Source organism: Ruegeria sp. AM7 (genome assembly GCF_056535965.1).
Window position 1 is genome coordinate 2610203 of the sequence record NZ_JBQFJE010000003.1, and the last position, 13301, is coordinate 2623503.

Here is a 13301-nt window from a genome sequence, read left to right on the forward strand (position 1 = left end):
TTCGGCTGGACCCGGATTTCTCCGGGCCCAGCCAAATTTTGCGGCGCATCAGCGATGCACCCGTCGGTTGGCTTAGGCCAGCTCGACTTCGGCGCCAGCTGCTTCCAGCTTGCCTTTGACTTCTTCGGCTTCGTCTTTCGACACGCCTTCTTTGATCTTGCCGCCAGCTTCGACCAGTTCTTTGGCTTCTTTCAGGCCCAGACCGGTGATGCCGCGAACTTCTTTGATCACGTTGATTTTCGAAGCGCCGGCGTTCTTCAGAACGACGTCGAATTCGGTTTTTTCTTCCTCAGCTGCGCCGCCGGCGTCGCCACCAGCTGCCATGACAACTGCGCCGCCTGCTGCGGGCTCGATGCCGTATTCGTCTTTGAGGATGGTTTTCAGTTCTTGTGCTTCCAGCAGGGTCAGACCCACGATGCTTTCTGCGAGTGCTTTCAGATCAGCCATTTTATCAGCTCTTTCCGTTTACAGTGTGTGTTCCAACGTCAGGGTGTTCACCCTACGCAGATCATTCAGTGCCAACCGCTTACGCAGCTTCCGCCTTCTCTTCGATGGTGGAAAGGATGCTTGCGATGTTGCTTGCAGGTGCGCCAATTGCACCGGCGATGTTCGAAGCAGGCGCGCCAAGCATACCCGCGATCGTAGCAATAAGCTCTTCACGCGACGGCATTTTCGACACGGCTGTAACACCAGCCCGGTCCAGAGCGTTCTCGCCCATTGCACCGCCAAGAATTTCGAACTTTTGGTTCTCTTTGGCGAAGTCCTCGGCCACCTTGGCTGCTGCCACGGGGTCCTCGGAATAGGTCAGAACGGTCATACCCGTCAGCAGGTCACCAATGCTTTCACATGGCTTTCCGTCGAGGGCGATTTTGGCGAGCCTGTTCTTGGCAACACGCACGGCACCACCCGCGTCACGAGCACGTGCGCGAAGGTCCTGCATCTCGGCAACTGTCAGACCGGCGTAATGGGCAACCACTACGACGCCAGAGCTTTCGAAGATTTGGCCGAGTTCCTCGACCACTTTCTCTTTCTGGGCTCTATCCACAGTTCTCTCCAAGTTTGGGATGTTGGACATCCCGGCTCATATTTGCAGAGGCCGAAACCCCTGCGTTCAGGTCCGTTGTTACGGGATTGGCCAAAATGCGCCCGAGGAATGCGACCCTCAGAATTCTTTGGTCTTACCCGTCTCAGGCAGGGAATTAAGACCTTTCGCAAGGTCACCCACCGTCTTGGACGAAACGAAATAAAGCGCACGACGAATCGCACGCTTTACTCCGCAAGTCTCTTTAGGGCAGATAGGCGGGGTTTCCAAGAGGTAAATCACATCAAATCGCTGCAATCCCTGCCCAGCGAGGCACCCTGTCCAAACTGTATTGCGCAGCATTGACATGTCATGCGCGCTAAGGTCCTGTCTCGCGTACCCAAACCCCGGATAACACTCTGCAAATGCCGAAACTCTCCCCGCAGGAACACCGATTTGCGACAGGTTGCGTCGAAGAATTCTTAGCACATGGCAGGAACCTAAGCTTATCCGGGTTTGAATGCGTCTACCGATCGCATGATTTTGCCGACACCCGGTACCTATTGCGCCTGAGAACCGGTTCAGGGGAGTACGCCCTAAAGATTGATACAACCTCTCCGGAAACGGGTCGGTTGCAGAAGGAATATGACCTTCTGACGACCCTGTCGGCTTATTTCGAAGACACGCAGACTGTGCGAGTTGTTCGCCCTGTCTTCATCTCACCCTCGCAGACGTTCTTCGTGACAGAGTATATCGACCGTCCAACCGCAGCGGATATTATTCACAAAAGCCCTGATGCGGATCAGGTCGCCCAGATTTATCGACGCGCCGGAGAATGGCTGCACCATTTGCACGCGTATCGCCCGCTACAGAAATACGGATTTCGACCGAAATGGATGCTCGACAACATTCAGGCCGCAGCGGTGCATGTCCCACAAGAGATTCAACGCGAAAGCGCGGCAATGCTGGATGTGCTGACAAACGAAGCATGGAACCTCAGGGGCACTCTGGAAACGCAGGTGTTTTCACATGGTGATTTCCATGCACAGAACCTGATCGTAGGCCGAGGGCATATGATCGGTTTGGATTTCACCGAGGTCAGGGTGAAACTGGCCCCCTATGACATCGTGGACTTCCTGAAGTCCGATGTGTTTCGCGACGCTCCCCCTCAGGAAGTGGATCGCAGTGGCATTTTGAAAACAAACAAAGAGATGTTTTTCCGGCGTTACGCACACCCCATCCATATGAACATTCTGGACGCCTGCATCCGAGGACGGTTGATTTTGGACTGGTTGGCACTGTGGCAATTGAACCATCGCTGCAGCCCGTACGAGGAAGACAAACGGCACAGGCTGGGCAACCGACTGCGCATCGCATTTCACGACAGTGTTGATTAACGCAATTTGCGCGCTGCTAACAACATTGTGTGATCGCAGCTGAAGAAATGGCTGGCAAAATCAGACCCAAGCAAATTAAATTGCGTACTGGATATAGGTTTTGCCGGTTTCCAACCCAAAGCCTCCGCCTGGTTAACAAGTTTCTGTAAGGTTAAGTCGAGCACATGGTACTTCGCAGTTTTTTCGCTCAGGACAGCTCCAGCCTGATTGTGACCTCCAGTTCTTCTGGCGGCATCGTAGGCAACTCGATTATCAACAACTCGGATACGCCGGACGGGACCATCTTTTCCTTTTCTGGCGGCGGCGGGACGACCGTCACGCTGGATGACACCAGCGGCAGCCCGGATATTTTCAACGACGACCAGGCGGGCGGACATATCATTACAGATGGCGGTGGGATTGTCGCCGACGGTACGCCGGTCGAGTCAGAATCCATTATCGTCCTGCGCGCCCTGGACGGTGATGGCAACCCGGTCGGACCCGAAATCGAGGTCTACGTTTTTTCGCAAAACGGCGTCACCTCGGACGTTTGGGGATTTGCAACGTCTGCACCACTGGACCCCGGAACATCCTATATCAAGGTTTCAGGATCCAACGCAGGCAGTTCGGCTTATGACGACTACATCCCCTGTTTTGGCCCAGGCACTCTGATCGCAACATCCGAAGGGGATGTCGATATCGCGCAACTCAGCCGTGGTCAGAACATCTGGACCCGCGATGCCGGTTTTCAGCCAATCATGTGGATCGACACGACCACAGTCCCCGGGCGCGGCGCCTTTGCACCTGTTGTGATTGAACAGGGGGCCATCGGAAACACCAAAAAACTTATTCTGTCACAGCAACATCGGGTTCTGGTCGCTTCGCCCGCGATAAGTATGCTGTTCGGGTCTTCTGAGGTTTTCGTTGCGGCCAAGCATCTTTGCAGCCTGCCGGGTGTTGAAATCCGCGAGATGGACAGGATCACCTACACGCATTTCATGTTCGACCAGCATCACATCGTTCGGTCGAACGGAGCGTTGACAGAAAGCTATTTCTTTGGCGAAAGCGCGAAACATGCCTTGTCCTCGGCGCAGCGAGCCGAGATTGTGGCCCTGTTCCCCTCGCTTGACCACGCAAGGGACGCCTTCCGTCACACCGCAGCCGCGACGATCAACGCCCGTGAAGCAGCAGTTCTAAGCGCGTATATGTGACGTGACAGGATGCGGGATGCCGCCAATCCCGGCATTTGCGCAACGCACCCGAACGCTGCATTGTCTGCAGATACAAATGCGGACGATTAATGCGAAGAGAAAAACCTTGGCATGTGGTGGAACTTTCAGGACTCGACCCTCGACAAAACAGCCTTGAAACTTTGGCCAGGTTTCGCCGCCCAGGCGGGGTTGTCACGCCATGGCTGGACGCTGACCAAACTGTCCCGCCGAGACGATCCGGAAAACTCTCGGATTGTTCTTCGCGCAAAACACAGGTCGGGTTTGTCTTACGCCTACAAGTTCCAGCTTAAACCCGAGTCGCAACAGGGGTTTGTCGCCCACCACATGCGCCAGAAACGAGCGTTTCATGCTCTGGGGAAAGACGCCACCCTGACCGCGCCCAAACCTATCCACGTGTCACAGGACGCTCAAACAAGCCTCTTTGAATACATAAGGGGTCACACCTTCGCTGAACTCGTCCGTAAGGCTGAGGGTCGGCCTGTCCAACAATTGGACCTTTTAAAACAAGCCGGGGTCTGGCTGGATGCTTATCACCGCACGCAGATCGAAGAGCGGCGCATCTTTCAGCCCAAATACACGGTCTGTTACTATCAAGAGCTGGAAAAACAGATCACCGCAGGCACTGCAACCGTACCCGCACGGCAACTGTTTCTCGCCGGTATCCGACGGATCATCGAGCTGGCGCCACAGTTCGAAGGCCAGCAAACGATTTCGGCAATTCAGCACGGCGACTTTCACCTATCCAATCTGATACGAGACGACCAGCGGACACTCGGGCTTGACTTTTCCAGCGATCAAATGGCGCCGGTCGGACATGACATTTCCAAGGTCTTGCTAGATTTCACCACCCTGACCCGTTCCGCAAACGAGGTGGGGCCCGGCCGAGTCGTTCCCGACGATGTCACCTCAGCTTTTTTCGAAGGGTATAAACTGGTCGGTCCAAATGATCCCAGCCTGGCTTTTCTTCTTTATCCACGCGTCTTGTCGACTTTGGCCCGCGTGCCACAGAAAAAGGCGCTGCGCACTGCGGCTAAACAAAGAACTCTGCGGCGGCTACGACCCTTTGCGAAAAGAGCTTTTCAGCCGGATCACTTTACCAATTGACACAAAAAAACCCGGGCAGTTCTCACCACCCGGGATCAAATCTATGTAGTCGTGCGTAAAGGCTTATTCGCCCGCCGCAGCCGCCACATCCAGAGTCACGCCTGGGCCCATAGTCGAGCTCAGCGCGATTTTCTTCATGTAGGTGCCTTTTGCGCCCGACGGCTTGGCTTTGGCCACAGCCGAAACGAATGCGCGCACGTTTTCGGCCAGCTTGGCTTCGTCGAACGACGCTTTGCCAACGCCAGCGTGCACAACGCCGCCTTTTTCCGCTTTGAACTGAACTTCACCGCCCTTGGCTGCTTCCACGGCTGCTTTGACGTCCATGGTCACAGTGCCAACCTTGGGGTTCGGCATCAGGTTGCGGGGGCCCAGAACCTTACCCAGACGGCCAACGATGGGCATCATGTCCGGGGTGGCAATGCAGCGATCGAATTCGATGGTGCCGCCCTGAATGGTTTCCATCAGGTCCTCTGCGCCAACGATATCGGCGCCAGCTTCTTTCGCTTCGTCAGCCTTGGGGCCACGAGCGAATACCGCAACGCGCATCGCTTTACCGGTGCCGTTGGGCAGGCCAACAACGCCGCGAACCATCTGGTCAGCGTGACGGGTGTCAACGCCCAGGTTCATCGCGATTTCGATGGTCTCGTCGAATTTAGAGGTTGCGTTGGCTTTGACCAGGGCAACTGCGTCTTCGATCGACAGGTTTTCCTTGCCGGCGACAGCTTCGCGCGCAGCGCGGGTGCGTTTACCAAGTTTTGCCATCTTACTTCACCTCGATGCCCATAGAGCGGGCCGAGCCCAGGATGATCTGCATTGCGCCTTCGACGTCGTTGGCGTTCAGATCTTTCATTTTGGCTTCGGCGATTTCGCGAACCTGCTTGCTGGTCACGGTGGCCACGGTCTCACGACCTGGGTTTTCCGCGCCACGGGGGCGGTTACGCTTACCAACCGGCTTCAGACCAGCTGCTTTTTTCAGGTAATAAGACGCGGGCGGCGTCTTGATGTCCATGGTAAAGGACTTGTCCTGATAATAGGTGATCACGGTCGGGCATGGGGCGCCGGGCTCCATGTCTGCAGTCTTGGCATTGAACGCCTTGCAGAATTCCATGATGTTGATGCCGCGCTGACCCAGCGCCGGACCAACTGGCGGCGACGGGTTCGCCTGACCTGCAGGAACCTGCAGCTTCATTGTACCAGCAAGCTTCTTGGCCATTTGGTTTTCCTTTCAACGTAGGTGGAACGCGTCCCACCCGGTTTATGTTGCGTGGTCCGATCCGGGATCGCGATCCCAGCAACCTCCCACGAGAGAATCTCGCCCGAAGACGATAGAGGCGGCATTTACAGGGGAACGATAGGGTTGGCAAGTAGATGTCACCTTATTCCCAATTGACCCTTTTTGTCTTGGTCCGGCCCCAGTGTCATTTAGAAAAGCCAAACAGAATTATTTACTTGAATACATAAGTTGCAACAGAGAACAAGGCGGGTATCTTGGAACTGCTTGATTGCAAAAGAGGTGATCGGGGATGGCATCATCTCGGCTGAACAAGGGGCTTTTGATCTGCGTTTTCCTAGCGATGCTGCCGGGATGCGGCAGCAAGGCTCAGGATCAGGACGCCGCGTCCGAGACAACCGGCCAATCCAACGGGCCCAACAGTCCCGCGTCAACCGCCACGACGGGGATTGATCCTGCCAACTATGCCGGTCGGTTTCAGATAAAACTGACCAAGGAAGTTCCCCTACGCGACATTCCCGTTCCCTTCACGGTTTACAGTGGCCTTGAAGAAGCCAGCCCCACACGCTTGCAAATAAGGGCGTTCATGGACCTGCGCGGATTGCAGGAAAAGGCGCCACAGATTCTGACTGGCCCTCTGGAAGAAAGCTGCAAACGTCAGATCTATCTTGAGGTCCGCGATGTCACTGCCATAGGCGATACTGTAAAGGTCGAGGGTTCGGCCCGCGCTCAATTTACCAGGTGCAACCGGCGTGAAGAAGCTGGCATTCGTTATTTTGGGGCTACAGTCGATGCCGTGGCTGTCGCCAAGGCGGAAGTTAAAGGCCAGTGCCTGACATTCAGTATCGAAAATGTTGACCTCAACCCGCGTGGCTTTATCGGCGCCGTCAGCAATCTCTTTGGTTTGACCAACCGCATCAACGAAGCCGTGCTAGAAAAGGGTGGAGAGTTTTTGGCCGCAAACCCGGTCTGCCCGCCACTGCCCGAAGAATTCGCAGTTCTCGACCCGATCTACGAATCCGGCGGCACACGCGAAATTGCTCCGGGCGGGATGGGAGCCGCAGTTGTCGGATCGGCTGATGTCAGCGCCGAGACAATCGTCAAAGTCCTTGCGGGCCTAAAAGCGCTTGGTGTTTTGGAGTTTGCTGAATGAGACATTGGTTCATGATCTTGGTCTTGGCGGCAGCCGTTCCCGGCGTTCGCGCTCCTAGCGCTCAGCAGGTGGACTTTCTGATCGACGCTACCTTGCCGGTGCGCGAAACAAAGCTCCCCTACACGCTGGACCTGAAAATCACTGCCCCTGCCCCTACACGGATCGGGGTAAACGCCCTTCTCGATCTCCGAGAGATACAAAAAACACTACCCGAACGGTTGGCTGACAACGCGATCATCGACAATTGCGGCCTGCAGGCTCGGCTGGATGACTTAAGCCTCAAAGCCCAAGACGACGCGATTGACTTGAATGGAAATGTAACCATCACAATCTTCGAATGCAGTCGAACCAGCGAGCGCGACTTTCAGCGGGGCGAACAAAAAAAAGCCATTCTGGCGAATATGTCCACCACGGCGACCGTCGAGCTGCGCGACAATTGTGCTTATTTCAAACTCATTGATCTTACACTTACGGCCCCTGAAGAACAGCGCGAGCAACTTCTGAAGGACGACACTCTGGACTCTGTTAAGGAATTGATGCTGACCGCTGTAGACCTTGTTTTGAACGAAACCCCATTGTGTCCGGAATTGCCAGCAGAACTCGCTTCACTCGATCCGGTTTACGACAATGGCGGCCCGAAAGAAATCGGAGAAGGCGGGCTGGGTGTCTTTCTTGACGGATCGGTGGATGTCAGCCCGTCGACAATCCTCGACATTCTGACAGCCCTTCAACAAGATAAACTGATCCCCGGACCGCCATAGCGACACAGTTCTTTCCCTGCCACCAAAGTAGCCTGCCCCTTGCCTCCGGCTTCTAGAACTGGTTTGAGACAAAAAAAACGCCGCGTTGCCCAAGGCATCGCGGCGCTTCGAATCTCGCAGCAGGTTAAATCAGCTCTGCTTGGTCACCTGCGTAAAGTCCAGCTCGACCGGGGTTTCGCGACCGAAGATCGAAACCGAAACCTTCAACTTCTGGTTCTCGTCATCCACGCCTTCGACCATGCCGTCGAAATCCTCGAACGGGCCGTCGTTGACCTTGACCTTCTCGCCGACCTCGAAGGAGATCATCAGCTTGGGCGCTTCTTCGCCTTCCTGAACGCGGTTGAGGATCTGGTTCACCTCGGCATCGCGCATCGGCATCGGACGGCCTTGCGGGCCCAGAAAACCGGTGACGCGGTTGATCGAGTTCACAAGGTGATAGCCCTGATCCGACATCTCCATATGAACCAGCACGTAACCGGGCATAAAGCGGCGTTCGGTGGTGACCTTCTTGCCCCGGCGCACTTCGATCACCTCTTCGGTGGGCACCAGAACCTCGTCGATATCGTCCTCAAGGCCGTGTTCGGCCACCGACGTGCGGATCTGTTCTGCGATCTTCTTTTCGAAATTCGAAAGAACGCTGACCGAGTACCACCGTTTCGCCATGAACCTGTCGTCCTTGTTTTTCTCAGGCAGCGGCAACGCGTGCCCGTGATTGAAATTCCATTACGCTACCCGGAATAAAAAGCGGCGCGCGGTCCGAATCGCCGCACGCCCATTCCGAATAGTTCCGCGTGACCTACAAGGACATCGCGAGCTGTGCAAGGGGGAAGCAGTGTTTCCACCCTGCCCGCGCGGGTTTAGCCGAACATGCCGAGGATCAGTTGCAGACCACCGCGAATGCCCAGATCGACCAACGCAAAGAACACAGCGGTCAGGGCCGCCATGATGAACACCATGACCGTGGTCAGCAGAACCTCGCGGCGCGTCGGCCAGACGACCTTTGCAACTTCGGCGCGGACTTGCTGAATGAACTGGATCGGATTCATGGTAGCCATTTGGCGGTGTTCTCTCTGCTAGCGGATGGGCCGGACATAACCGGGCATTGCGGCAATTTCAAGGGCTGTCAGGGCTTGGGCTTGTCGTCCCATTCATCGCTGAGAATGCGCCGCGCGTCGCCCTCGGGATCGTCATACTGGTTCGAGCGGACAGTATAGACAAACGCCACCAGCCCAACCCCTCCCAGAAACAGGGAAATCGGTATCAGATAGGCCAGAACTTCCATCGCTTTACCTTACCCGCAATGCGTTCAAAGACACGGTGATAGACGATGTCGACATCGCCAGTGCCGCAATCAGCGGCGTCGCCAGACCCACCACCGCCAACGGCACTGCGATGATATTATAGACGGTGGCGATGCGAAAGTTTTCGCGAATCCGTTTGGTTGCTTTGACTGCGGTGTCGCAGGCGTCGGCGATGGGTGACAGATCATTGCCCAGAAGCACAATGTCCGAGGCCACCCGCGCCGCATCCAGCGCCGAAGCCGGTGAGATCGACACATGCGCCGCCGCCAGCGCCGCCGTGTCATTCAACCCGTCACCGACCATCAGCACATGATGGCCCTGATCGCGCAGCGCTTCGACATGCGTGGCCTTGTCCTGCGGCAGGGCCTGCGCAATCCAGTTCTGAATCCCCAGTTTGCCCGCCAGCGCCTGAACCGCGCCCTTTGTGTCGCCCGAGATCAAAATGACCTCTTTGCCCGCATCGCGCAGCGCTTGCACCGCATCCGCTGCGCCGGGGCGCAGTGCGTCTGAGAACAGGAAGGCCGACGGCGCCTGCCCCGCGACGGACAGCCATGCGGCGGTCTGGTCGCCCTCTTGCGCACCGGTCCATGCCGCCCGGCCCAGACGGACGCGTTGGCCGCGATTGGTGCCCTCGGTGCCATAGCCCGGAACCTCGGTGACGTCTTTCAGCGTGGCGGGTTTGATCCCGGCCTCACGCGCGGCCTTGGTCAAAGCGACCGACAGCGGGTGAGCGGATGCCTCGGCCAGCGCCAATGCAACCTCAAGATCAGCGCGGGAATGATCGCCCAGATTGGTCAGTTCAGGTGTGCCAGAGGTCAGCGTGCCGGTCTTGTCAAAGACGACCGTATCAACCTCGGCCAGGCGCTCCAGCGCGGTGGAATGTTTGATCAGCATCCCCTTGCGGAACAACCGCCCCGAGGCCGCCGTGGTCACTGCAGGCACCGCCAGACCCAATGCACAGGGGCAGGTGATGATCAACACGGCGGCGGCGATGTTCAGCGCCGTCCGCACGTCACCGGAATAGATGTACCAGCCCACAAAGCTGAGCGCTGACAGGATATGCACCCCCGGCGCATAGAGCTTGGCCGCCTTGTCGGCCAGCGAGGTGTAGCGCGACCGGCCAGACTCGGCGATGGCCACCAGATCGGCCATACGGTGCAGCGAGGTATCCTCACCCACCGCTGTCGCACGGATGGTAAGAGGGCCGGTCAGGTTGACCTCACCGGCGCTGACGGTCGTGCCCGCTTCGGCAAAGACAGGCAGGGTTTCTCCGGTCAGAAGCGACCGGTCGAGTTCCGATTGGCCCGAGACAATCTCGCCATCCACGGGCATCCGCCCGCCGGGGCGGACCAAGATCAGGTCGCCCACATTCAGCGTCGTAACGGCGACCTCTTCTTCGGCCCCGTCCACCACGCGAATGGCGCGGGGCACTTCGAGCGCGGTGAGCTCCTCGGCCGCGGATCGGGCAGCGGCGCGCGTGCGATAGTCCAAGTATCGCCCTGCCAGCAGGAAGAAGGTCAGCGTCAGGGCGGCGTCGAAATAGGCATGCTCGCCGCTCAGCGCGGTTTCCCACAGCGACGTGACCAGCGCCAGCAAGATCGCCAGCACGATCGGTACATCCATGTTCAGACGACGCACGCGCAAGGCCGACCACGCATTCGCAAAGAAGGGCTGGGCGGAAAAGGCAATCGCAGGCAGCGCAATCGCCGCCGAAATCCAGTGGAACATGTCCCGCGTTGCATCCGCTGCCCCGGACCAGACCGAGACCGACAACAGCATCACGTTCATCGAGGCAAACCCGGCCACCGCCAGCCGCATCAGCAGATCACGCCCCGCCTTGTCAGCCTGCGTGGCGGACAGGGCGCCGGGGTCCAACTCATGCGCTTCAAAACCCGCGTTTTCCAGCACCGGGATCAGATCGGCAGCACGCAGATCGGGCGCGGCTTTGATCATGGCGCGTTTCAGAGTCAGGTTGACGCGCGCATCCTCGACGCCGGGCGTGGCGTTCAGCGCGCGCTCGACCGTCGAGATACAGGCCGAGCAATGGATACCCGGCAACGACAGCGCAATCTGCACGTCCTGAGGGATCGGCCGTGCCGGTTCTGCAGGGGCTGCGATACAACCCGGACAAGCCGCCGTACCGGAACTCATCTGCGCCACAGTCCCCTACCCCTTCACATAGAGCGGCACGCGCTGCGCGAATTCCGCTCCGCTATGGTCTTTGGCAACCAGACGGATGTTCCAGTTGCCCTTGCCCAGCGACGCGGGGGTTGCATAGGCGATGCCGTCAAAGGTGAAATCGGGAGCGAAATCCTCTTTGACATGAGTGGCCCGACCCACGACGGCCTGCAGCTCGGCCACCTGAACCGGCGCACCGGTCTTGTCGGTGATATGCAAGATCAGCAATCCGCCGGAAACCTCGGCCCGGATCTCCCAACCCAGAGCCTGCTGTTCCTGCAGGCGTTCGTTGAACTCCTGACTGGCCACGTAGGAGTTTTTAACCTCAAGCCCCGGAAAGGTCTTCACAGCACTGTAGGCCAGCACCAGATTGACAGCGATGATCACACTGAAGGCCCCAACAAACACGGCCAGCGCGTGTTTTCCGGTGAATTGACGTTCTGCCATCTTACTGCCCTCGTCCGTTGAAGGTCGTGTCCTTATAGGCGCGCTCACCGCTTTGCAGGTCTTCGACCCATATGCGCACAGGCGTCACATCCTCTGCCGCTGGACCAGTCTCTTTACGCGCTACGATATAGACGCGCTCAAGCTGGGCAGTATCGGCTGTGACATTCACTGTATCAAGATTCGTGCCCTCAATCACGATCCGCATGGCCGGATCGCCGGTCAGCGACAATTTGAACAAGCGATCCTCGCCATGCTTATTGCGCAGCCGAACGTCGTAGGTGTTGCGGATCGTCCCGTCAGACAGGGTCACAAAGGTCGGGTTCCGCACAGGCGCGACGGTCAGGTCGATTTCCGAGCGGATGAACAACGCGAACAGCAGCGCAAAGCCCACCGCCGACCACATGGCCGTATACATAATGGTCCGCGGGCGCAGAATGTGCTTCCAGATGTTCTTGGGCGGCTGACCAGCGCGTTCGCGGGTTTCGTCGCTCAGCGCCATATAGTCGATCAGACCGCGCGGTTTGCCGATCTTGGCCATCATGTCGTCACAGGCGTCAATGCACAGCGCGCAGGTGATGCATTCCAACTGCTGGCCATCACGGATGTCGATCCCCACCGGGCAGACATTGACGCAGGCCATACAGTCGATGCAATCGCCAAGCTCGGAATCCGCTATGCGCTTGCCTTTGCCGCGCGGCTCGCCCCGCCATTCGCGGTAGCCCACGACCAGAGTATCCTCGTCCATCATTGCGGCCTGAATACGCGGCCACGGGCAGGCATAGATACAAATCTGTTCGCGCGCGAAGCCGCCAAACAAAAAGGTGGTGCCGGTCAGAATCAACACGGTCGTATAGGCCACGGGATGCGCATTCCCAGTCACCAGATCGCGCAGCAATGTGGGCGCATCGGCAAAGTAAAACACCCATGCCCCGCCGGTCGCCAGACCGATCAGCAACCAAACCGTCCACTTCGTGACCCGCAGACGCGCCTTGCGCAAATCCATCTTCTCCTGACGATGCAAGCGCAGGCGGGCATTTCGGTCGCCCTCGATCCAGCGCTCCACAAGAATATAGAGGTCGGTCCACACCGTCTGTGGACAGGCATAACCGCACCACACGCGCCCCAAAGCCGAGGTGAAAAGGAACAGGCCCAAACCGGCCATGATCAACAGACCGGCCACGAAATAGAACTCGTGCGGCCAGATCTCAATCCAGAAGAAATAGAACCGGCGGTTTGCCAGATCCAGCAGCACCGCCTGATCCGGCAGGCTGGGGCCACGGTCCCATCTAATCCACGGAGTGATGTAGTAGATCCCCAGAGTAACCGCGAGGATGATCCATTTCAGGTTTCTGAACGGGCCGGATACACGACGGGGGAAAATAGGCTCCCTTGCAGCATATAGGCTGGGGGCGGGGTCGGAATCGCTCACGAGCTGGCTCCAGATTTGGCTTTATTTTTTGTGTCTTGTCCCAGATCACACAGATAAGCTCTTTGACA

The 13301-nt window shown here is 57.6% G+C and carries 15 protein-coding genes; 5 read left to right on the forward strand and 10 right to left on the reverse strand.

Translation table 11 applies throughout. The features are described 5' to 3' along the window. Positions 1–72: 72 nt before the first annotated feature. Together rplL and rplJ are read right to left on the reverse strand one after the other, a co-directional pair. Positions 73–447, reverse strand: coding sequence for a 50S ribosomal protein L7/L12 (gene rplL, locus ACR3EG_RS17020; protein ID WP_037314964.1), 375 nt, complete (start codon positions 445–447; stop codon positions 73–75). Between the two features lie 79 nt (positions 448–526). Beyond that, a complete protein-coding gene (rplJ, locus tag ACR3EG_RS17025) occupies positions 527–1045 on the reverse strand; it encodes a 50S ribosomal protein L10 (RefSeq protein ID WP_170355300.1) in 519 nt (172 codons plus the stop codon). 401 nt (positions 1046–1446) lie between these two features. Here rplJ and ACR3EG_RS17030 point away from each other — a divergent pair, with 401 nt between their 5' ends. The 3 genes from ACR3EG_RS17030 (at position 1447) to ACR3EG_RS17040 (ending at position 4733) form a co-directional block, all read left to right on the forward strand. Next, positions 1447–2418 carry a phosphotransferase family protein gene (locus tag ACR3EG_RS17030; RefSeq protein WP_480498511.1) on the forward strand — a complete coding sequence of 324 codons (972 nt, stop codon included), beginning with the start codon at positions 1447–1449 and terminating at the stop codon, positions 2416–2418. A 164-nt stretch (positions 2419–2582) separates the two neighbouring features. Continuing rightward, complete coding sequence (locus ACR3EG_RS17035) at positions 2583–3608, forward strand: Hint domain-containing protein (protein WP_480498513.1); 1026 nt, start codon at positions 2583–2585, stop codon at positions 3606–3608. 153 nt (positions 3609–3761) lie between these two features. After that, positions 3762–4733: a phosphotransferase gene (locus ACR3EG_RS17040; protein WP_480545970.1), complete on the forward strand. Its 972-nt coding sequence runs from the start codon at positions 3762–3764 to the stop codon at positions 4731–4733. A gap of 63 nt (positions 4734–4796) precedes the next feature. Here ACR3EG_RS17040 and rplA read toward each other — a convergent pair whose 3' ends face one another. Then, entirely contained in the window at positions 4797–5495 is a 699-nt protein-coding gene (gene rplA / locus ACR3EG_RS17045) for a 50S ribosomal protein L1 (RefSeq protein WP_170355304.1), read from the reverse strand. 1 nt (position 5496) lies between these two features. Further along, a complete protein-coding gene (rplK, locus tag ACR3EG_RS17050; protein ID WP_010440985.1) occupies positions 5497–5946 on the reverse strand; it encodes a 50S ribosomal protein L11 in 450 nt (149 codons plus the stop codon). Between the two features lie 310 nt (positions 5947–6256). Between rplK and ACR3EG_RS17055 the strand changes: the two genes are divergently transcribed. Together ACR3EG_RS17055 and ACR3EG_RS17060 are read left to right on the forward strand one after the other, a co-directional pair. Next, positions 6257–7117: a hypothetical protein gene (locus ACR3EG_RS17055; RefSeq protein ID WP_480498517.1), complete on the forward strand. Its 861-nt coding sequence runs from the start codon at positions 6257–6259 to the stop codon at positions 7115–7117. Next, positions 7114–7878, forward strand: a complete 765-nt coding sequence (locus ACR3EG_RS17060; protein ID WP_480498518.1) for a hypothetical protein — start codon at positions 7114–7116, stop codon at positions 7876–7878. Before ACR3EG_RS17055 ends, ACR3EG_RS17060 begins: the two co-directional genes overlap by 4 nt. Positions 7879–8007: 129 nt before the next feature. Here ACR3EG_RS17060 and nusG read toward each other — a convergent pair whose 3' ends face one another. From nusG to ccoG, 6 genes are all read right to left on the reverse strand, one after another. Then, a complete protein-coding gene (gene nusG / locus ACR3EG_RS17065) occupies positions 8008–8541 on the reverse strand; it encodes a transcription termination/antitermination protein NusG (RefSeq protein ID WP_170355307.1) in 534 nt (177 codons plus the stop codon). A gap of 194 nt (positions 8542–8735) precedes the next feature. Continuing rightward, positions 8736–8933 (reverse strand): preprotein translocase subunit SecE, encoded by a 198-nt coding sequence (gene secE / locus ACR3EG_RS17070; protein ID WP_170355308.1) that lies wholly within the window; start codon positions 8931–8933, stop codon positions 8736–8738. Between the two features lie 68 nt (positions 8934–9001). Next, positions 9002–9160, reverse strand: coding sequence for a cbb3-type cytochrome oxidase assembly protein CcoS (gene ccoS, locus ACR3EG_RS17075; RefSeq protein WP_170355309.1), 159 nt, complete (start codon positions 9158–9160; stop codon positions 9002–9004). Positions 9161–9164: 4 nt separating this feature from the next. Beyond that, positions 9165–11330: a heavy metal translocating P-type ATPase gene (locus tag ACR3EG_RS17080; RefSeq protein WP_480498521.1), complete on the reverse strand. Its 2166-nt coding sequence runs from the start codon at positions 11328–11330 to the stop codon at positions 9165–9167. A 15-nt stretch (positions 11331–11345) separates the two neighbouring features. Continuing rightward, positions 11346–11804 carry a FixH family protein gene (locus ACR3EG_RS17085; RefSeq protein ID WP_170355311.1) on the reverse strand — a complete coding sequence of 153 codons (459 nt, stop codon included), beginning with the start codon at positions 11802–11804 and terminating at the stop codon, positions 11346–11348. A gap of 1 nt (position 11805) precedes the next feature. Continuing rightward, positions 11806–13233 (reverse strand): cytochrome c oxidase accessory protein CcoG, encoded by a 1428-nt coding sequence (ccoG, locus tag ACR3EG_RS17090; RefSeq protein WP_480498523.1) that lies wholly within the window; start codon positions 13231–13233, stop codon positions 11806–11808. Positions 13234–13301 lie beyond the last annotated feature (68 nt).